This is a genomic window from Cellvibrio sp. 25HG11W-0 (assembly GCF_057815475.1).
Window position 1 is genome coordinate 3047060 of sequence record NZ_CM174230.1, and the last position, 20805, is coordinate 3067864.

At 44.6% G+C, this 20805-nt stretch carries 14 protein-coding genes; 4 read left to right on the forward strand and 10 right to left on the reverse strand.

Annotation, left to right across the window (positions count from 1 at the left end):
* Positions 1 to 4: 4 nt before the first annotated feature.
* From AC0KUT_RS12830 to AC0KUT_RS12850, 5 genes are all read right to left on the reverse strand, one after another.
* On the reverse strand, positions 5 to 2047 hold the full coding sequence (locus AC0KUT_RS12830) for a TonB-dependent receptor plug domain-containing protein (RefSeq protein WP_488830441.1): 2043 nt from the start codon (positions 2045 to 2047) through the stop codon (positions 5 to 7).
* Positions 2048 to 2075: 28 nt separating this feature from the next.
* Positions 2076 to 4118: a TonB-dependent receptor plug domain-containing protein gene (locus AC0KUT_RS12835; RefSeq protein ID WP_488830443.1), complete on the reverse strand. Its 2043-nt coding sequence runs from the start codon at positions 4116 to 4118 to the stop codon at positions 2076 to 2078.
* A gap of 71 nt (positions 4119 to 4189) precedes the next feature.
* On the reverse strand, positions 4190 to 6622 hold the full coding sequence (locus AC0KUT_RS12840; RefSeq protein WP_488830445.1) for a two-component system response regulator: 2433 nt from the start codon (positions 6620 to 6622) through the stop codon (positions 4190 to 4192).
* Positions 6619 to 9315 (reverse strand): response regulator, encoded by a 2697-nt coding sequence (locus AC0KUT_RS12845; RefSeq protein ID WP_488830447.1) that lies wholly within the window; start codon positions 9313 to 9315, stop codon positions 6619 to 6621. The genes AC0KUT_RS12840 and AC0KUT_RS12845 overlap by 4 nt, the downstream gene beginning before the upstream one ends.
* A 1-nt stretch (position 9316) precedes the next feature.
* Positions 9317 to 9841, reverse strand: coding sequence for a YfiR family protein (locus AC0KUT_RS12850; protein ID WP_488830449.1), 525 nt, complete (start codon positions 9839 to 9841; stop codon positions 9317 to 9319).
* 345 nt (positions 9842 to 10186) lie between these two features.
* Between AC0KUT_RS12850 and AC0KUT_RS12855 the strand changes: the two genes are divergently transcribed.
* Complete coding sequence (locus AC0KUT_RS12855; protein WP_488830450.1) at positions 10187 to 11038, forward strand: 6-pyruvoyl trahydropterin synthase family protein; 852 nt, start codon at positions 10187 to 10189, stop codon at positions 11036 to 11038.
* A 64-nt stretch (positions 11039 to 11102) separates the two neighbouring features.
* Here the strand turns inward: AC0KUT_RS12855 and AC0KUT_RS12860 are convergent, their stop codons facing one another.
* The 4 genes from AC0KUT_RS12860 to AC0KUT_RS12875 all read right to left on the reverse strand — a co-directional run bounded on the left by AC0KUT_RS12860 (position 11103) and on the right by AC0KUT_RS12875 (position 17170).
* Positions 11103 to 12116 carry a DUF4380 domain-containing protein gene (locus AC0KUT_RS12860; protein ID WP_488830452.1) on the reverse strand — a complete coding sequence of 338 codons (1014 nt, stop codon included), beginning with the start codon at positions 12114 to 12116 and terminating at the stop codon, positions 11103 to 11105.
* A gap of 151 nt (positions 12117 to 12267) precedes the next feature.
* A complete protein-coding gene (locus tag AC0KUT_RS12865) occupies positions 12268 to 12528 on the reverse strand; it encodes a TIGR02647 family protein (RefSeq protein ID WP_488830453.1) in 261 nt (86 codons plus the stop codon).
* Between the two features lie 389 nt (positions 12529 to 12917).
* Positions 12918 to 14612, reverse strand: a complete 1695-nt coding sequence (locus AC0KUT_RS12870; RefSeq protein WP_488830455.1) for a cellulose binding domain-containing protein — start codon at positions 14610 to 14612, stop codon at positions 12918 to 12920.
* Positions 14613 to 15028: 416 nt separating this feature from the next.
* A complete protein-coding gene (locus AC0KUT_RS12875) occupies positions 15029 to 17170 on the reverse strand; it encodes a glycoside hydrolase family 6 protein (protein WP_488830458.1) in 2142 nt (713 codons plus the stop codon).
* Positions 17171 to 18023: 853 nt separating this feature from the next.
* On the opposite strand from AC0KUT_RS12875, the gene AC0KUT_RS12880 reads away from it, so the two are divergent.
* The 3 genes from AC0KUT_RS12880 to AC0KUT_RS12890 all read left to right on the forward strand — a co-directional run bounded on the left by AC0KUT_RS12880 (position 18024) and on the right by AC0KUT_RS12890 (position 19385).
* Entirely contained in the window at positions 18024 to 18323 is a 300-nt protein-coding gene (locus AC0KUT_RS12880) for a hypothetical protein (RefSeq protein ID WP_488830460.1), read from the forward strand.
* A 35-nt stretch (positions 18324 to 18358) separates the two neighbouring features.
* Positions 18359 to 18769, forward strand: coding sequence for a hypothetical protein (locus AC0KUT_RS12885; protein WP_488830462.1), 411 nt, complete (start codon positions 18359 to 18361; stop codon positions 18767 to 18769).
* 61 nt (positions 18770 to 18830) lie between these two features.
* Entirely contained in the window at positions 18831 to 19385 is a 555-nt protein-coding gene (locus AC0KUT_RS12890; RefSeq protein WP_488830465.1) for a shikimate kinase, read from the forward strand.
* Positions 19386 to 19499: 114 nt separating this feature from the next.
* On the opposite strand, the gene AC0KUT_RS12895 is transcribed toward AC0KUT_RS12890, so the two are convergent.
* Complete coding sequence (locus AC0KUT_RS12895; protein WP_488830467.1) at positions 19500 to 20675, reverse strand: hypothetical protein; 1176 nt, start codon at positions 20673 to 20675, stop codon at positions 19500 to 19502.
* Positions 20676 to 20805 lie beyond the last annotated feature (130 nt).

Consider the following 20805-nt stretch of genomic DNA (forward strand, 5'->3'; position numbering starts at 1 on the left):
TAACTCACCATTCCCAATTTAAACCAATCAACCATTCCCGCCCCGGATTGCGAACACCTTGAGGCAAGCGGTTACCTTGAACAGGCGTCATGTAACCCTCATTGAGCACATTCTTAAGCTGCCAATAAATTTCATAGTTGTTGGCAAACGCATAGCGCACCTTAGTATTGATAAGCCAATAGGAGGATAACGACTGCAGCTGATTAATGTTATTTAAACTAAAGCGCTCGCCATGATGAATTGCGGCCAAGTTCCAACCCCAATTAGCTCGCTCATAATATAATGTCGCAGAACCAAAATTATCAGCTTCGCGCAATGCACTATCCGGTAATGAGAAAAGCTTTGTATAGCTCGTTCGCAATTGCCAGTAGTCGCCCAACTGCTGCACCCACTCACTCTCAAAACCATGGCTTTGTTGATTAGCACCATTGCCAAAGGTACGCGTGCTATTAATTAAAAGCGGCACTATGGGCAACTCATAACTATTATTGAACACACTAAAAGTCACGGTCGAATTTTGCCATTGCCCCGCCCAAATCAAATCCCATGTTTTGACAATCTCATAGGTTAAGTCAGGATTACCCACCACCAAGGGATTATTCATCAGCCCAATTTCACTCAATGAAGGCGCGCGATAGGCTTCACCATACAGCAATTTAAATGAATGCTGCGCGCTTAACTCTTGTACCAAACCCACCCTCGGGCTGAAATGTTGCCCAATGTGTTCATAGCGATCAAAGCGACCACCTAATGTCAAATGTAAACCATGGTTTAACTCATTCAAATATTGCCCATAAACCCCCAAAGCTGCTTGTGAAGCCTCTGTTCCTACAAGACTAAAATGAGAAAAGTCTCCATAAAAACGAACGGGAAAGTCACGCTGCACAAACTGAGTTAAATCGAAATTTGTATGGACAAAAGCATCGGTCTCACGATTATTGTGCAGTGTCAAACCAAACTGCAAGCTATCATTTTCACCCAAAGAAAAATCATTCGAAATTTTTAACGCATAGCGTTCCCCCGCTAACAATGCATGCCCTACCATGGGCTCGGTACTGGCAGGCTCGCTCACTAGGGCTAAAAAATTTTCAGGTAAAATAATGGTATTGAATTTTTGTTGCGCCTGACTGTAGGTCAGCATGATGTGAGTTTTTAGGCGTTCATTAAAGACAACATCATGTTCCAAACTAAATTGTAATGAGGACTCGATGTCGCGATTGACATCATCGCCGATGGATTCCAGCATGTAAAAGTTTTCAGTTGACAGGCGATGATAGGTAAAACGAAACTGAGTATCACGAATACGCAAATCGGCATTAAGATCATAACTATCATAAGGGTCATTTGTCGTTGTGAATGGTGCGCCGGTATAATCCTTAAGCCTATAATGCTGCCCTTGGCTAGCAAATCCCTGTAGCATCGTGCTTGCAGTCCAGTCATCTCCCTCAGCAAAACCACTGACACCTACAAGCCTACGATTATCGCTACCGACCGCCAAACTCAACGCCTGTTTTTGGGTGCGGGTTGTAATATTGATAACGCCAGTAAAAGCACTTGATCCATAAATCGCCGAGCCAGGCCCACGAATTACTTCTACTTTTTCCACCAATGCTAAAGGAAACAATCTGAAACTGACATCCGCGCTGCCACCACGCGGGTCAGTAAAGTCACGACCATCTACTATCAGTAGCAATTCACGCGCAGCGGAGCCTGTCCGTCTGCCACGTGCACTGTAGGTATAAGCGTGAGGGCTATCTGCATTACGATTGGATTGAAACCCAGGGACAAGATTTAGTACTTCGTAGAGATAATCAAACCCTAGAGAATCCAATTGCGCTCGAGTAAATACGGTTACCGCTGAAGGAACTCGCAAGAAGGATTCATCGCGAAGTGTTGAGCTTGTCACCGAGACCTGCATGAGCTGCGCAAGATTTAACGATAGATAATCATCTACTCGATTCGTCTTCGCCGCTTCAGCCGTAAGGCTGCCTCCTAGGAAACCTATTGCCACTACGAATGAGCAACATAAGCGTCGTTTTTGCACCATAGGACTCAAGACTCCGCTTGCCATATCCCTACAATTGAAATTGAATTCCCAAATGCCATTCACGCCCGCGATTAGGAACACCATCTTGCAACGTTAAACCCTGTGCAGGCGTTTGAATTCGCGCGTTAAGTAAATTTTTAATTTGAAACACCAATTCAGTTTTTTGATTAAAGCTGTAGCCAACTTTACTTTGCAGCTGCCATTGACCAGTTAACTCACGCTCAAAATCAGCTGTTTTGGTGGCATAGCGCTCGCCCGAATAAACACCCGAGAAATTAATATTCCACATTTTATAATCATAATTCAGCACCAATGAGGCCAGCTGCCGAGCTTCGCGAAATGCAGTATCTGGCAAGTCCGTAAAATGTGTATAGGTGGCATTTATCAGCCAGCGCGAATTCAACTGCCGACTCAACTCCAGCTCCACCCCCTGACTCGACTCATCATCGCCATTAATATAGGTGCGTGTAGAGCCCAAAAAGCCCGTACCAATAGGCGCCTTATAACGGCTGTGAAACCAATCAGCAACTATGCGAAATTCCTGAGAGTTATGCATCCAAATTACATCCCAGGTCTTAACAATTTCGTAGCGTAAATCTGGATTGCCAACTAAGACTGGATTGTTAATCAAGCCCATTTCACTCAGCGATGGCGCACGATAAGCCTCCCCGTACAGTAATTTCAGTGTCTGCTGCTCCGTCAGCTGCTGCACCCAACCCAAACGCGGGCTCAAATGCGCACCTATATTTTGATAATCATCGTATCTCAGCCCCAGATTTAAACGCCCACTTGAACTGAATTGATACAGATATTGACTATAAATACCCAGAGCCCCTTGCGAATGCCCAAGACCAACTGGTGTCAAATGGGATAAATCACCATAGTATTGAACTGGAAACTCTCCTAGCACTAACTGCCCAAGATCAAAATTATTGTAAGCGTAGGCCTGCGTTTCTCGCTGCTGATGCCAATCAAAACCAAATTGCATACTTGCAGTAGAACTTAAGGTCCAATCATTATTATTCACCAACTGATAGGTATCACCCGCCAAAACACCTTTTAAGACCAAGGGTGCAGAACTAGCGGGCTCGCTGACGGCAGCTAACGCAGCAGCTGGCAAGGCTGTGAATGCAAGCTCCTGACGAATATCAGTATATGAAGCCTGCCAATGCGATCTAAAATCCGGCGCGACCTGCCAGTCCTGCTTCAAATCTACATTGCGAAACAGCTGTAAATACTCGTTAATGTTATTGTCGATGCTCTCCGCGACAAAAAAATCTTCTGTGCGTACACGATGATAAGTAAAACTCAACTGGGTACTATGCCGCCCAATGGACAAATCTATATTGTTAGCTCGGACGGGATCTTGTGTTTCCATCAAGGCTGCTTCAGAACCAAAATTATACTGCTGACCTTGATCCGCATAGCTACGCGCAAATAAATTAAAATCCCAATCATCCTGATTGTACGAAAGCAATAAATCAGCACTAGCTCGCCCCTGTGAACCTGTCGCAAGCGTCACCTGATTTTCCTGTTTACGCGTCACTATATTAATCACCCCCGTCATGGCATTTGAGCCATAGAGGGCCGATCCTGGACCGCGAATTACCTCGACTCGCTCAATCTGTGACAAGGGGAAAAAAGGCAGCGAACCATCTGCGCCACCCGTGCGCGAATCGGAAAATACGCGCCCGTCCACCAACAATAAAACTTCCCGAGCTTCAGAACTGTTGCGTCGCCCGCGAGCACTAAAGGTATAGCCCGCAGGGCTATCCGCATTGCGATTAAATTGATAGCCAGGCACTAAGCTCAGCAACTCATAGAGATAATCCATTCCAAGATTATTCAGTTGCGCACGATTGAAAACAGTTACTGCCGTAGGAGCAGACGCTAATGATTCATCGCGCAACGTGGCGCCTGTAACTTTAACCTGAAGTAACTGTTCTAAATCTAACGTCATATAGTCTTCCGTTTCACGAGCACTGGTATTAGCAGCGCTGAGCCATAACGAGAAGCTGATAAATATCACTCTTTTTTTATAATTCACTATATCTGTATAGATGTACGGCATACCCTAGCTCACAAGGTTAAGCATCAATCCATTAATGCAATATAAAAATAACTAGCTCATCTACTTATTATCTATTTCACGTTACGGGACTTCATCCAGAGCTCAAAATCTACAGCGCGCATAGGTTTGGCAATAAAATAACCTTGAATGACTCGACAGTTTCGCTCACACAGCAATCGATACTCCTCTTCCGTTTCCACACCTTCAGCAACTGTCTCCTTACCCAAGGCATGCGCCAATTTTATAATGGATTCAACTATGGCTAAAGATGCTGGCTCCACCAGCATATCGCGCACAAAGGACTGGTCTATCTTCAACACATTAACTGGCAATTGACGCAAGTAATTTAAACTAGAGAATCCAGTACCAAAATCATCTATAGCTGTGCGATACCCCAAAGCTCTTAATTTTTTCAGCAATTCTATGGATGATTCCATATCATTCATCAGCATACTTTCCGTAAGCTCTAGCTCGACTAATTGCGGGTTCGCTCCAACCTCATTTAAAATAGTCTCTACACGCTCAAGAAAATTATTCTGTTTAAACTGCATAACAGATATGTTGACACTAACAACCAACTCAGAAAAACCTTGCTGCGCCCAAAGCTCCTGCTGACGTAAAGCCTCTGCCAGCACCCACTCACCCAACGGAATAATCAAACCACTCTCTTCCGCCAAGGGAATAAAATCACCGGGAGGAATAAGTCCTCGCTCCGCATGACGCCAACGGACTAAGGCTTCCATGCCCCACAAGCTGCCATCCGACGCCATAACTTGCGGCTGATAATGCAACTCAAAATCACCCTGCTCTAGGGCCAACCTAAAATCACTCTCAAGCTTTAAGCGATCGAAGGTTCGCGCATTGAGTTCAGGTGTATAAAATTGAAAATTATTCCGACCCTTTTCTTTCGCCAAGTACATGGCGGCATCTGCATTTTTAATCAATGTACTGGCATCGGTACCATCACCAGGAAATATTGCAATGCCGACACTGGGAGTAATATGTATGCTAATGCCCGATACTGTATAGGGAAGCTGCAGGCTATCGCGAATTTTTATGGTCAAATCAGCTAAACACTCCTCCTGCTTTAACTTTGGAAATAGCACAACAAACTCATCTCCGCCCAAGCGAGAAACAGTGTCCTCAGTGCGAACAACTGAACTTAGACGGGTTGCTGCTTCTTTCAATATTTGATCGCCTACAGCATGACCAAGGGAATCATTAACGTTTTTAAAACGATCTAAATCAATAAATAAAACACCCAATTTTTCACCCTGACGCTTGGCTGTATTAATGGCCATATCTAAGCGATCATTGAGTAAAACACGATTAGGCAAACCCGTTAAATTGTCGTGGTGCGCCAAAAACTCTATTTGTTTACGCGAGTTTTTATACTCTGTAATATCATTAAAAATAGCGATGTAATTTTCAGGGTTGCCATCTGAATCAACCAGCAAACTAACTGAATACCAGCAGGGAAATTGCTCACCATTTTTTCGCTGATTGGTTAGCTCCCCCTGCCAATGCCCTTTCTCATGCAATACAGAGAGCATATTGCGGAAAAAACTGTGCGTATGTAAGCGAGATCCGACGGCATTGGCATCTACTGCAAGGACTTCAGCTTCGCTAAAACCCATTATTTTTTGATAGGCATTATTTACAGAAATAATATGGAAACTAGCATCCGTAATGAGTATGGCTTCGCTGCTACCCTCAAAAACTTTTGCCCACAAACGCATTTGAACTTCTTGCTGCTTACGCAGTGTGATCTCTCTGACCACCATCAATATATCTTTTTGATCACGATAGATTAAGCGCGCCTCCCAATAGCGGATACGCGAGGGATCTTGTGACCATTGAAACTCAACCATTTGCATGCCATTACCCGCCAACACCAAGGCAAGTGCATCTTCGATTTCACGCATAACTTGCATAGGTAAATAGCCATGAGTATGTGTGTCTTCGTAATAAACCCAATCTTCCATATCAAAAACGTAGGATCCCACTTGCATATCTAACACACAGCCATCACGCTCTACACGCATAATGATGTCGGGGATACTTGACAGAAGTGCACGTGTTTTACTTTCACTCAAACTCAAATCAACAAGTGTTCGACTTGCCTGCAACAAATAATCGATTCTGTAAGGCAGGGTTCCCCAACTTACCGGTTTAGTTATAAAATCTGTAGCGCCTGATTGATAACCACGACGTATAGACTCTAAATCGTCTAAACCAGTCACCATAGCGATAGACAAATCAAGTCCTTTACGGTGCTGTAAGAATTCTTCGCACAAACTAAATCCGTCACCATCAGGTAAGAGCACATCCATTAACACTAAATCAAACATTTTCTGCGAAAACATTATCCGCGCTTCACTGCAACTTGCAGCAGTAAGCACATAAAAACCAGCCTCCTCAAGGGTTGCTGTCATCATCAAACTTGCTGCAACATCATCTTCTACTACAAGAATAACTGCGGAGGCATCTTCTATTTTTCTCACGTGATGCAACCCCCTTCCGCATAAGGAGCCAAGCTAACCAATGCGCCTTCATAGTAGGTTTTTATGGTAGCAACCAATAACTGCGCGTCGCTCATATCACCTACACGCGTGCGTGCTTCTAGCTCTTTACAGGAATCTGCAAGTGCGACCACGCCCAAATTAGCCGCGCTGTTCTTTAAGCTGTGCGCAGCTCTATAAAGTCGATCTGAATTATTTTCCGCGATTGCTTGTTGCATATCTGCAAGCAGCCCAGGACTTGAACTGCTAAATAATTGGATTACTTTGGGCAAAAGTCCCTCGCGCAACCCACGGAGTTGATCTATCACTCTTAGATCAATAAAAACACTATTATTGGGTTCGACTAACTCCGACTCTTTAATTGTTTGCGAAGGCAACCACAGCAAGAGTATTGCGTGTAACTGCTCTGCAGTGAATGGCTTACTTAAGTAATCATCCATGCCCTTTGCAATGCACATCTCCCTATCACCTACAATTGCATTAGCCGTTAGTGCAATAATAGGAATAGGTTCCAAACCATCTCTTTTTTCTCGCGCTCGAATTTTTGCTGTGGCCTCAAAACCATCCATGATGGGCATTTGACAATCCATCAAAACCACATCAAAAGATTCCTCAGCAAGTAGGTTTAGCGCCTCTTGGCCATTAGCTGCCACAATTGGATTAATACCAATTTTTTGTAACATCGCTATGGCAACCTCTTGATTGACGGGATTATCCTCTGCCAACAACACCTTTCCTTTACAAAACCCTAACCCATTATTATTTAATTCGACTTCTCCCCCTAAAGCGCTTGCAAAGCCGAGCTGACGCAAAGGAAGCCCATTGCCGGCAACCTCTGCCACTAAGAGTTCGTAAAGCTCTGACTGTCGTGCAGGCTTCATTAAATAAACAATATGTGCAGGCAAACTGTCGCTAACATTTATTCCTGCTGAGCTTAAAACGACTATGGATAAATCAAGCAGCTGTGGGACCTGTTGAATTGCAGCAATAAATTGCCCGCCATCCATCTCTGGCATCATCCAATCCGTAATCAACAAGTCGAATGGTTGCCCTGCCACCAGCGCCTGCTCAAGAATTTCTAATCCCTGAGCACCAGACTCTGCCATAACAGGCATTACCCTCCAGCTTTGCAGCCAATACTGCAAGATTTCACGGTTTGTTTGATTATCATCCACAACGAGCACACGTAATTTTTCAAATCCTTTCACTAAATCATAGGAATATTGCTCTTTAGTGCGGGGTAGATTTAAAACAAAATGAAAATAGGAGCCTCTATTTAGCTCGCTTAATATTCTAATTTCCCCGCCCATCAATTTTATAAGTCGCTGCGAGATAACCAACCCTAAACCTGTGCCGCCATACTTACGTGTCATTGATGAATCGGCTTGGGTAAATGCATTGAATAGCTTTTCTTTCTGCTCCGATGAAATTCCAATTCCAGAATCACGCACCCCAAAATGCAACTTTACACTTTCATTGGTAATCTCTAATTGCTTTACTTCCAGCATCACCTCACCTAGCTCGGTGAATTTAATCGCATTACTTAATAAGTTAGTAAGCACCTGTGCCAGGCGTGGTGAATCCCCTAAAACAGATATAGGTGGTATAGGTGTATGACAGAGCAACTCAACGCCCTTGGCTTGTGCAAGAGGGGCATAGCGCTCGGCCAAGTCTTCGAGAAGTGTGTTTAATTTGAATGGGCGGGGGTCAAGCTCTAGCTTGCCAGCTTCTATCTTGGAGAAATCCAAAATATCATTAATGATCGTCAGCAAATCTTCGCCCGAGCGCCGCGCAACCCGTGCAAAACGTTTTTGTTTGCTGTCTAGTGGGCTTTCTAATAAGAGACTCGTCATGCCCATGATGCCATTGAGCGGAGTCCTAATTTCATGACTCATGACCGCTAAGAATTCACTTTTTGCTCGACTCGCCGCCTCTGCGCGCTCTGTTTCTAAACGCAGTTGTTCAGTTCGTTTTTCAACACGCTGCTCAAGCAAATCGTGCTGCTTGCGTAACTGACTATCTTGAGACTCTATTCGCTCAAGCATGGCATTAAAACGCAAAGTTAGTTGCCCAACCTCGTCGTTGCCGCGATACATAGGTGCACGCAATCTATAGTCGCCCTGCGCACCAATCGTTTCCGCCAGCTCACTCAATCCGCGCAATGGCTGTGTAATAAGTCGTATTAACCCAGTAGAGAGAATGCCCGCACAGACCAGTGCGATTAATGCAGTCATTAACGCGAAAACTATCTGCTGATAAAGTACTCGCTGAAGCCCTGATGTATCGACCTCCAACAACAAGCGGCCAATTTGTTCTTGCTTCCAATTAACGTCCACCACCAGTTGCTTATCGACACTGCGAACATCTACATCTTCACGGTGATACTCTGCAAGCTGTTCATTATTGGCAAGAATGAGCCGAGCACTCACAACTTGAGAGTCAACACTTAATGATTTAAGGGATTCATTTGCGGCTTGCACGTCACTAAACATACTCGGCGCAGCAACACCAAAGGCTGTTGCTTCAGCTAAGGTTTTTAACTGACGATCAGTTTGGGCATAGGCACTGTTGTACTGCTGCCATACCCCCACCAAGGATGCAGCGAGCACAGCAAGTGACGTAATTAACATTGCCAATAGGCTAATTTTGCGCGACAAGCTCCAGGGTAAGCGCATACTAGAGGCCCTCCGTGGAATTTTTAGCCAGCTTTAGGAGCTGACTGCTAACCACCACACCAGCTTGCTCTATTGCAGGTCGATAGATATTAAACTCAATTCGACCTTCGTTATTCCGCACCAGTGAGATACCTGCATTAAGATCACGGTGCTTATCTTCATCTGCGACCAATAAAACTCCCTGTGGAAGCGGGTGCGGTAAAACATGCAAGCTTGAACGAAGGGGTCGGTAAACCATTTGACAAGAACTAAGAGACTTAACGAGATCTTCTTCGGAGTCCAAATAGACCAACTCGATGACCTGTTTATTAGCGGACTTACCTTTAATTTGAGTTAATGCCTGCCGAACCTCGGTATCAACTCCCAGTGCACAAAGACGCATGCTCTGCTGAACTTTTGCTGTCGGCCACTCAATAAACTTGATGAAATTATAGACAAACGCAACCCTCAGGGTCGTCTCTGATGACCATGCGAGATTGGCGAGGAGTAAGCACCCCAATAGTAGATATCGGCTTAAGAATTTCATAACCTTAAAGATTTACCCATGCGAAAGCCCTCGCTACGTAAATCTCCACACCCCTCCTAACATTCCATTTAGTGACTCACCTTTATTATTAATAAAAGGATCGCGAAAGCGGGAAAACTCATCTTAAACATTACCCTTTAAGGCAGACTTTCAACAACACTACCTCTATAGACCCTTGAATCACTAGGCAATTCTAACTGAGAATAGACCAGTTTCTGGCGCCGAGGACAGTTAAGGTAAAAAAACACTACAAACAAGAGCTTAACCCTTGATAGCCATAGGCAACGCACATAATCATAACCAAGTGGTATCATGCCAACCCCATTCCCATGAAGATGCTCCAACATGCAACTGTTTGTCGACAACCTTACTAATGTAGATTTTAGCTACCTAGATCCAGAGCGAGGCCTACTGGGCGAGACTTGGCTGGCCAATATTATTTTGCATGGCGAGTTAGATGAGCAGGGGATGGTCTGTGATTTTGGTACCGTTAAGAAGATTCTGCGTCATTGGCTGGATACAGAGTTAGATCATAGACTCGCTGTGCCGATCCACTCGCCGAATATAACGCTAACAGAAAGTAGCGACTATATTGATATTCGCTGGCAGTTTGGCGCGCAAGGAGAGCACTTGCACACACGCTCTCCACGTGATGCGATTGCCTTAGTTGAGGCAGAAACCCTAACGCCAGAATCTATCGCACGCTGGTGTATCACCCAGCTAAAACAACACTTCCCGTTGAGCATAGCCCGCTTAGAGTTGAGTTTCAGCGTAGAACCTATAGACGGTGCTTACTACCACTACAGCCACGGCCTCAAAAAGCATCTCGGGAATTGTCAACGTATAGCCCACGGGCATCGCTCGCGGCTCGACATCTGGGCAAACGGTAAGAAGTCACCGGAATTGGAGCAGTATTGGGCAGAAAAATGGAAGGATATCTATATAGGTACGCGACAAGATATCACCGACACTCCTGTCATAAATGGAACAGACTACATGAAGTTTGCGTATGTCTCTGCACAAGGCCCCTTTGAAATCACCTTGCCGAAACGCTGCTGTTATTTAATAGAGACAGATACAACTGTCGAATTACTTGCTTATCATATTGCGCAACAAACCCGCAGCTCGCATCCCGAGACATCTATTAGAGTAAAAGCCTACGAAGGGATTAATAAAGGCGCTATTGCCGAAGCTTAAGCCTGTTTTGTAGAACTATTGCCGCCGAATACATCGGCGGCCAATACCATCATCAGCCTAGCCGTTAAAAACCACCCAAACCCAAGGTTTTGGCCTGCACACGTAAAAATGCTCTGTGCGCAACGGGGTTATCTTCACCCTCATAAGGAAGCAAGGTCCACAATTCTTGCGCTCGCATAACATCTGCAGGCTTCAGCGTTTTATAAGGCGCATGAACCTCTAATTCAAGCACACCTGCGCTTGCCTCCTCCATTGGGTATTCCAAATACAGCTCAACCTGCCCCTGCTCTGGATGGATACTCGCGTGAGATTGATGCGTAAATTGAATTACAAGTAGCTGCTTTGCACGAAACGCCGCTATCCAACCATGAGAAGGCTGAATTAAAAGCTTACCCTTGCGTCCTAATTTATTCGAGGGCACCGACTGAGAATCCAGATGAAAAATGCCTTGACTCAAGTCATATGCAAGTGGCCCGTGGATATCATCTTCAAGATTATTAACTCTTATATCCTGTTCACTCGCTATCGGCACATAAACTTGGCTTGCAGGTGTAACGCGTGAATTAAACCAAATATCCCAACGTACATCCGTATCGCGAATATTCTCCACACTCACATCCAACTGCAATTGGTTTGGATTGTTCGCTACCAATGAGTAAGTCTTTTCCATTACCACGCCAGAGATAGGACTGCTTGGGCTGCGCAAAACAACTTGGCTATCGCTCTCCAATACCTTTTTATTTTTAGCCAATACTATATAAGGATCTGGAGGCCAAACCGCTTTCTGTTCGCTTCGCTCCGCATTTAATAATTGGTGCACCCACCATTGAGACTGAGGACCAACCCACATTTCATGCCCCATATAGGGCATATGCCCCGATTGGGGGCTAACCAAGGGGGCTGAATTCTCTGCAACTGCATCACCTACAAGTAAAAAATTATCTTGCCCTTGGAGCGAAATACTCAAAAGACGGCCACCGATATCGGGAGTAATATCGACATTAATAACCTGATTAGAGAGCGTTAAGTGCGTTACTGGCGCAGGAGCACCCTGCACCATAGATGTGATCATAACCATCAAACAAACCATCAAAGAAATATTAAAAAAAGAAAACACGCGAAACTTAAGCAAAATTAGCACCTGCTCCCGAATAACTCAGGTCGTGAAATATCTGGGAAAGCTTAGCGGTTTTAAACGCAGAAATTTTGATACATGATTCCTGAGCACATTAAGAATGAGCCACATCCAACTCAGACGATGTGCTTAATATGTGTAAAGCTTGCTGAAGGTGTACCGCAGTCTCATAACCAAGAGGTGTTAAATAACCACCATCTAACTGCGTAATTAATTGTTTTTGGTGCAGCCGCTGGGCAGCCGCAATAAGTTCAGGTGCAGCCGCTGAATGAACTTTGATACCAATTTGCGTACCAGAGACATCGAACATACGCAGGACTTGAAATTCAGCAAAAATATCTAGACTAATTGACATAACAGGCAACTCCATTGGTATTAGATTTATTGTATGAATGGATCGAATCTCGCATCCGTTGAGAGGCCAGCTTAAAGGCTAGGACCAATAAATCCAATACATTTTGATGTATTGACCTTTTACTACATAGCCATCAGGTAAAAATGCACTCTAGACAACCAAACCTCAGTAGCGCCTCCTCAGCTATGAGGCCCAAATTGAACAGATACCTAAAACCACTGCACCAACACGTTTTATATTCGGTGCCATTCATATCATCAACGACAAAAAAGACATAACAAGACTAGATACCAACACCTACAGCGTTTGTTAGAGGACGATACTATTTGAATAAAAAAGGTCGCAAGTGATGAGCTTGCGACCTTTTTTATATCCTCACTTTCTAATCATTATTGACAGACAGTGCCCGCTATCTGAGGAACCTGTGCAGCCGCACCACCTTTAGTGCCCTGGAACCCAAACTCAACTGTCTGGCCAGGCTGAATACTGCTGTTCCAGCTAAGATTAGCTGCAACATAGGGATTTGCTCCTGACAGATTAGCATTCCAGCTATTGGTAATTTTCGAGCCATCGCTATAGTTCCAACTTAAATTCCAGCCATTTAGCACTGAAACTCCGTTATTTTTAATGCGGATAGCGCCTGTAAAACCACCGTTCCATTGATTTGTAACAACATAACTGCAGGCGCCGGAAACAGCAGCCACTGAACTAGACGATCTAACATTCGAAGAGGATATGATAGGAACCGAGCTTGGCGCCGAGGAACTTACAGAACCGCCACTGCTGCTGGTGCCCGAACAAAAGTCAGTGTTGGAATGGCTCAATTGTGCAGTAGCTACGCTAACGCCACCTCTTCCATCACTTACCGTCAACTTGATGTTGTACGTGACAATTTGGGTCATACCAAAAGTAATATCTATCCCTGTTGCAACAGATGCATATGAAGATGTGCCGGTTGAGATTGCCCACTCATAGGTCAAGCTATCCCCATCAGGGTCAGTAGATCCCGCAGCAGAAGCACGCCCACTCGTCGTACACCCTGTTGGCATATAAGTACTTGCTGTAATTTTGGCAATAGGCGCACGATTGGCCGCACCGCTTGAACTCACCACACTGACTGAACTTGGCGCCACTGAGCTGCTTGCAACCACCTCCCCCACTATACCGTAGGGAGCTGGCTGACCACTGCAAGTTGCACGCGCTATACAACTTTTTGAATTTTCCCAGCCCCAACCGCTTTGCGTAGAAACGCACAAAGGATAAGAAGTGCCATACCAATTACACTGCTGAGCACTGGTAACTGCAATACTTGAACGCACCGAACTGAGTGCGGCACTTGACTTAACTGAGCTTGCTGCAGAACTACTCGTCGGAACATTACCCAAGGCAGCAACGAGTGCCGGATACCACTTATCCGCCATTTTTTTATCGCCTTGGGTATTCGGGTGCACACCATCATAAGTATCAGCAGTGGCACTAAATCCAGTCCACTGATCAACTAATACAATAGGCGAAGCAGAAGTGGTTAAACCCGCAGCCCAACTAGTGAGGCCATTATTAAGCGCAATAACACCATTAGGGCAACCCGCACAGGAGCCAGCAGCATCCATAGGAATAATTTTTGCCACTAGAATTTTCATGGTGGGATTATTAGCGCGCATCTGATTTACCAAGGTGGTGAATGCACCCAATATGCTGGCAGTTGAGCGATTACTCCATACATCATTGGTGCCCAAGTGCATCAACACAATTTTGGGATTGGTGACAGAAAGCCATGCAGGCAATTGATTTTGACTGGCCATATTAGTAGCCAAAATTCCGCCATGACCTTCATTATCGCCATCATGTGGAACTGCACAACCTTGCGGCGCAAGAGTGCCAACCATATTTAACTTGTCGGTGAGACCAGCATTTTGCAATTTTTCCCAGAGAAAAGCGCGCCAGCAACCAGGCGAACCTGTAATAGAGTCGCCCAGCGGCATTATATTCGTCGTTGACTGAGCATAGAGGGGGGAACTGATCAGTAGGATACCGACAAAAATCGGTACGAGGATCCTACGTATAAATTGACATTTAGTAATCATAGCATGTGCTCCTTCGCTAGTAGTTGTAGAGCCCAAAAGGCTCACGCGTAGATATAAAGTAGTGATAATAATTTTTAGCAATACTTCAACAGAGGGCGCAAGATACAACTTCAAACGAGAAAACTTGCGCGATCACTTCATAAATGATGCTTTACGACGTTAAAACCGCATAAGAATTTCCTATAGAAAACTCATCAGTAACGTACCCTTATGCATTAAACCCAAAGGCTAGAGGGTCACAAAAAATCATTATTAATTTATGGACAGCAGCTATAGCGCTGCATCAATACTTCACTTTTTAGGCAAAAAAAACTTGAGTGACAAACGCTAACCACTCATTTGCAACTCAAGCTTTGTAAATCAAAGGTCATCCATGACCTCGTTAAACACTAACTCATGCCGAGTTAGTACCACGATTAAAGTGGTGGATAAGCATTATTCAGCAATTGTTGGAAGCCTTTGCTGAACCAGCGACCCGCTACTGGAGCATCTGCCATAGCGCCAGACTCAACAGTACCGCCACCACCAGAGAGGGTGTAGGTTGGGTCACACATACGGTCGAAACCTTTTGCAGGATCTTGTGGATCGAAAGACAGCGCTAAAGAAGCCGCGCCATCAGACTCACCTGGTGGTTTAACCCAAACATAAGCATCGATACCGCCCGCATTAACAGCTTGTGGACGCTCACCGATACCACCTTTTTGGTTACACCAGTTGCCGCGATGAGCACGCTTATCTACGCGAGACTGATTAACAAAAGTATCCAACACGGTACTGGTAGAAACTGCGGTAGGACGACTTGCACCACCCCAACCATTGCGCGAAGTATCGATCAACATACCCAGAGTATCTGGGAAACCCAAAGCTAGCATTTTAGTGCGCCAAGTTTTAACAAAGGCCACTTCACTAAAGTAGGGGTTCCACTCGTAGAATGCAGCTTGACGAACTTGAGTGCCGCCACCAGTTCCAAATGAACCACTTGATAAGGCATCAAGGAAAGGCTCAGTGTTTGGCGTATAGCCAGCGGTATTTGATACAAAGCCCGCAACACTTTTCACACCATTGGTCGTACCTTTAATTACATTACCAATCAAAGTAGCTGCTTTACCCAAGTTATCATCCCAACCCAACCAGCCTGAATGGCCAATATCAACATAGCTGTATACGTTGGTTAACGGATAGAGCTTATTGAGAGTGTATTGAGTGTTAGGAATATAACCATAGGTAGCGTCATTAGCCTTAGAGCACGCTTCTTGGTTCAAGTTAGTAACCAAATTCGGCAAGGAATCAGGCTCAATAATAGCGACAATACGGATATTCTTGTATTTAGCATCGCCTAAAATTGATACGAGTTTGTCGACATATTCAGTTTTGTAACGCTGAGAACCTTCGGGACCTTGAACAAGCTCACCGTTAGAAGCCAATGCTTTACAGTCACGGTTTGGTAAGTCATAAACCACAACCATAAACAGATTCGCGCCTTGAGCGATTACGTTATCAAGATGATCGCGCAAGCCTGTTGAACCGTCTGTTGGCTCAATAGCGCCGATACGATCCATCCAAACTGCAGTATTGAAGCCAGAAACCTTTGAACCACCGGTTTCAGCTTGTGCTTTTGCTGACCAAATTGGATCTACATACCACTTAGCGCCCACGAAAGGATTATCCAAACGAACACCTGGGACTACAGGGGCCACTGAAGAGCTAGATCTAATAGAAGAAGGGATAAATTCAGCTCTGCTCGACTCACTAGTGCAGTTCGGTGGGCACCCCACAGAGCTGCTTGTAGCAGGACGACTGCTTGGCAACGGTGTGCTGCTTGGTAACGGAGTGCTACTAGGTAACGGAGTGCTACTTGGCAACGGAGTGCTACTTGGCAACGGAGTGCTACTTGGTGGAGTGCTGCTCGGTGGAGTACCACCCACTACACCGTAAGGCGCTGGCTGAGTAGTACAAGTGCTACGTGAAATACAGCTCTTGTTTGACTCCCAACCCCATCCACTTGCCGTAGTTACGCACAATGGGTACAAAGTGCCGTACCAATTACATTGCTGGCCCGAAGTGATTGGCGGTGTACTTGACGGAGGTGTCGAGCTAGGAAGTGGCGTCGAACTTGGAGGAGTACTTGAAGGCAGACGCACACTTGAAGGTGGAGTTACTGATGACACAGGAGGCGTATTACCGGAGCACGCAGCACCAGTAATAGTTGGCACCTCTGCACTACCACCCTTCTTATCTACTTGAAATCCAAAGCTTACAGATTGACCTGGCTGAATAGTGCCATTCCATCCCACGTCTTTAGCTGTATAAGGATTGCTTCCGGTTACGTTAGCATTCCACGAGCTAGACAGGCGATTGGTATTGTACTGCCAACCAATTGTCCAACCATTAATTGCTGCCGAACTACTATTGGTGATTACAATCTCACCCTGCAAGCCAGTATTCCATTCATTACTAATTTTATAACTGCAAGCTGCGCTAGCACTTTGGCTTGCGGCAACTAGCCCCATACTCAGCATAGCTGCCAAGACATAGGTCTTTTTAAGTGGAGTTGTCATTAAATGCTCCTGGATACGGAAAAGAAGGTCTTGAATAACCCTCGTTATTATTAAACGCCATTTACCAACAGACGCTGCTTGCCGATACATCCTGTAAATCAATCGCCAACCATTCAAATTGCTGACGGCAATGTCTATCCTTAAACAGACTCTTTACTAAAGGGGCACAAAAGAACCCACTTTAACTGTGAATACCACCTGTCTTTCACAACGTTACACATCTAGAAATTAAATATGGTTGCGCAATCATTCATCACATGAACTAAACAGGGTCACAATACATTCGATAGAAAACGAGGGAGATAATCTCTAAACATTTAAACTAGATACTATTTAAAGTAACAATTGCTTAGAGCAGTTGGCTTGGAACTACTTTATAACCTAACCATACCTTCAAACCTCACTGCCATTTATTTTTCTTGTTGGCCGTACAGATTTAAATTGTGAATATTAATGAATTACCTAACACTTCAATTTTTATAGTAAAAGTAAGCTACGCCTATCAGTAAATTACATTTAATAGCCGCTTATAATAGCCGCTTAACTTCAGATAGAGCAGTTTAAAGATCCGCTTCATCAGTAACCACACAGGATGTAGAAGCGCTAAGTTAGTGTAAATATGGGTAAATAACAACCCTAGGAGTAAAATTATATATGATTTATACGTGACTAAAATCACGCAATGCATAATCTGTCAAGAAAAGTAGTTAAGAGACGACAAATTGCGTCTAACACCAGAATTACTCAGTAAGTTTACCTATAAAGACTGCGTATTAATGCATACGGATATTCGTAGAAACACAGAACATGAGGGTATAATGCGCGGCTACAATTACCTCTTAGGAAGCGCAGCGTGAACGACAAAAAATCAAAGCCTACATTAACTGTCGACAATGAGCTTAACGCACGACTTATTACGCAAACCGCAACCGCATTAAAAACAGCCCGCGGCAATGAAGATGCATTAATCAATGCCATAACCGCTTTTTTTGCAGAGGCAACCGCTGCTGGCCTAGACTTTGAGCATATAGAAAATATTTTAGGCATAGATGACCCGTCCATCATGGATCTTGCAGAGCTGTCAGAAGCAGATGAAGAATTGATCATTGATGCGTTTGAACGTTTTTATGGCGATGAAGACGAATCGGAGTAATAGTGAGCCACCCTCTTCTCCGCTCTCAGCCATACATGAACAGACATCCCCTCCTCAATTTACAACTGCAACTTGATATCAATATGATCACTCGCGACATCGAACTAAAACAAGCCCTTGAGTCAACGACAGCAAAAGCAATAGCGTTACTGGATAAGAATATTAAAGATGACTCACTATATTTACTCTTCGAATGGGACAGCACTAAAGCTCAGTTAAGTATTGTGGTGACTGATGACACCAAATCCCAAGACTCGCCACTTCTCGCGTGTGATGTATTTACACTTAGCAATGAAGAGATGAATGTAGCGATCCGGACGAAAGAGCTAGAGGAGAAAATATATTTTTGGCTGCACGATTACCTCACCACCGCCAAAGATTTTTTTCGCTATTCACTTGTCGCCATATTTCACGCCAGCAATAGAGCAAATACTAGACTTTTGTAATTTTTGCAGAAATGATTGTTACCATCTTCTTCAGCCAATGCGCTAACACTCGCTATTTACAATGGCGCTAACAATAGGGCTTACCATGAATGCATTTAGCAACAGCTTAATTTTAATTGGTATGCCTGGCGCAGGGAAAAGTACTCTTGGCGTACAATTGGCCAAGGTACTGGCAAAAGACTTTATTGATACCGATCAATTATTAGAGGCACAACAAAACATCAGCCTGCAAACAATTCTTGAAATACAAGGTTATAAAAAACTGCGCGCACTTGAAGAGGAGCTATTACTCCATACACGCTTTTCTCATCAAGTTATAGCCACAGGCGGCAGTGCTGTCTATAGTGCAAAAAGTATGGCGCACCTCAAGCACATAGGCCCTATGATTTTTTTGGATGTGGCGCAACCAGAGTTAGAAAGACGTATTCACAACATGGATCAACGCGGTATCGCGCGTGCTCCAGACCAATCTTTTAGCGACATTTACAACGAGAGAAGACCGCTATACCTGCAGCACGCTGAGATTGTGGTGGATTGCAATGATAAAACAGAAATGGAAATTATCGACGAGATAATTTATCAAGAAGGCCATGGCTACACTGAAGAAGATGCCTAGCACCAAATTTAGTGGCTAACAGCGCAATCACGCAGTGATTAGCCAGCACCTTGCCTCAAAATTCTGCAATTATAAGGCTGCCTACCCAAATGGTGCAGCCTGATAACTTGCCGATTAAAACAAACACACACTTCCATCCGAGTCCTCTGCTTCACTACCCGCATCAGCCTCACTGATAGGTGTCTCCAACAAACTGGCCACGTTATCCAGTTGCTGCAATAAGCTGCGAAAATGCTCTTCCACTGCTACTGTCGCCTCTTGCAATGTTTCCAGGGAATTTAAAGCGCGTTCCGAAAGCTTCAACATGGCATTTTCCTGCGTCAATGTTAAATCCATCCCTAGGGCCAAATCACGCAAGGATAATGACAAGTTATTCATAATATCTTTAACAGAATTACGATTATCCTTAGATGCCATCTCCAACAACATCATGACCATCCGCGTATTATCTTGTTGGGCCTTTAATAGTTGATTGACCCGTAAGGTTTTGGCTCGCGCTTCCGCAATAGACACAACTTGCGCTAAAACATCACGCAAACGGCCGTAGCGCTCCATATCATCTACAGGAGCATCCGTAACCAAAAGCTGCAAATGATTGAAGCTAAACAACAAAAACCGGCCATGTGAAATGATGCGTGCTTGTGCCGTCAGCGTGCCCTGCAAAAGTCGCCGCTGACTTATAGTGGCCGTTTTAGGGAACACAGTCACGTCGTCATCAAACGAAAACTGTAAGGCACCTTCTAGCTTGAAATCTTTCAAACAACCAAAAATAAGTTGTGCCAAACGCTCGAGATCCATGACCTCCTGTACCTTTTCAGCAAAAACTGTCACAACGCCCATTTCAGACGCAGACGACATAGCCGTAAAAGCAATATTCGAAAAGGTTTTTAACTCTTCTTGCAATGTAGTAGCAATCTTCTTGTCGTCGATTATTTTATTAATCGCCAAATACAAATCCTTAGATGACATAGCACTCGTCACATAGCCATCAACATCAAGCGCACTTAATTGCGCGCGCAGCTCCGTCGTGGTTTGCTCAGTTAAAAGCGCAATCTTTGCCATTGACGCAGGGATTAGCTCAGTGTACTCCTCATCAAAAAACCCTTCATCTGCCAATAAAACAATGACACTTTTCCCCGCGCAAAGCTTTTCAAAGCTCGCGAGTGTTAGGGGTTTAGCCATGCAAGCCTGCGCATCGGCCAATAATTTACCCTGACTACTAACCATAAGCTGCTGATCAGGCGCCATAAAAAACTGAGCCAAACCAGATGTCAGCCAAAGTGTATCCATATCGTCAATCCTCGACAAAGCCGCGCAGCGTAACTGCATTAAATCGATCCGCGTTCTGAACCTTAGCCTAAAGTATAGCCAGCTTAGGGAAAAATGCCCTGCATCCTACTGGTACATTTAATATGCCATA

Bases quoted from the DNA above. Each gene is read 5' to 3' on its own strand.
- AC0KUT_RS12830 (WP_488830441.1), bottom strand. From the start codon at position 2,047: ATGGTGCAAAAACGACGCTTATGTTGCTCATTCGTAGTGGCAATAGGT.
- AC0KUT_RS12835 (WP_488830443.1), bottom strand. From the start codon at position 4,118: ATGCCGTACATCTATACAGATATAGTGAATTATAAAAAAAGAGTGATA.
- AC0KUT_RS12845 (WP_488830447.1), bottom strand. From the start codon at position 9,315: ATGCGCTTACCCTGGAGCTTGTCGCGCAAAATTAGCCTATTGGCAATG.
- AC0KUT_RS12850 (WP_488830449.1), bottom strand. From the start codon at position 9,841: ATGAAATTCTTAAGCCGATATCTACTATTGGGGTGCTTACTCCTCGCC.
- AC0KUT_RS12855 (WP_488830450.1), top strand. From the start codon at position 10,187: ATGCAACTGTTTGTCGACAACCTTACTAATGTAGATTTTAGCTACCTA.
- AC0KUT_RS12860 (WP_488830452.1), bottom strand. From the start codon at position 12,116: ATGGTTATGATCACATCTATGGTGCAGGGTGCTCCTGCGCCAGTAACG.
- AC0KUT_RS12865 (WP_488830453.1), bottom strand. From the start codon at position 12,528: ATGTCAATTAGTCTAGATATTTTTGCTGAATTTCAAGTCCTGCGTATG.
- AC0KUT_RS12870 (WP_488830455.1), bottom strand. From the start codon at position 14,612: ATGATTACTAAATGTCAATTTATACGTAGGATCCTCGTACCGATTTTT.
- AC0KUT_RS12875 (WP_488830458.1), bottom strand. From the start codon at position 17,170: ATGACAACTCCACTTAAAAAGACCTATGTCTTGGCAGCTATGCTGAGT.
- AC0KUT_RS12885 (WP_488830462.1), top strand. From the start codon at position 18,359: ATGAACAGACATCCCCTCCTCAATTTACAACTGCAACTTGATATCAAT.
- AC0KUT_RS12890 (WP_488830465.1), top strand. From the start codon at position 18,831: ATGGCGCTAACAATAGGGCTTACCATGAATGCATTTAGCAACAGCTTA.
- AC0KUT_RS12895 (WP_488830467.1), bottom strand. From the start codon at position 20,675: ATGGATACACTTTGGCTGACATCTGGTTTGGCTCAGTTTTTTATGGCG.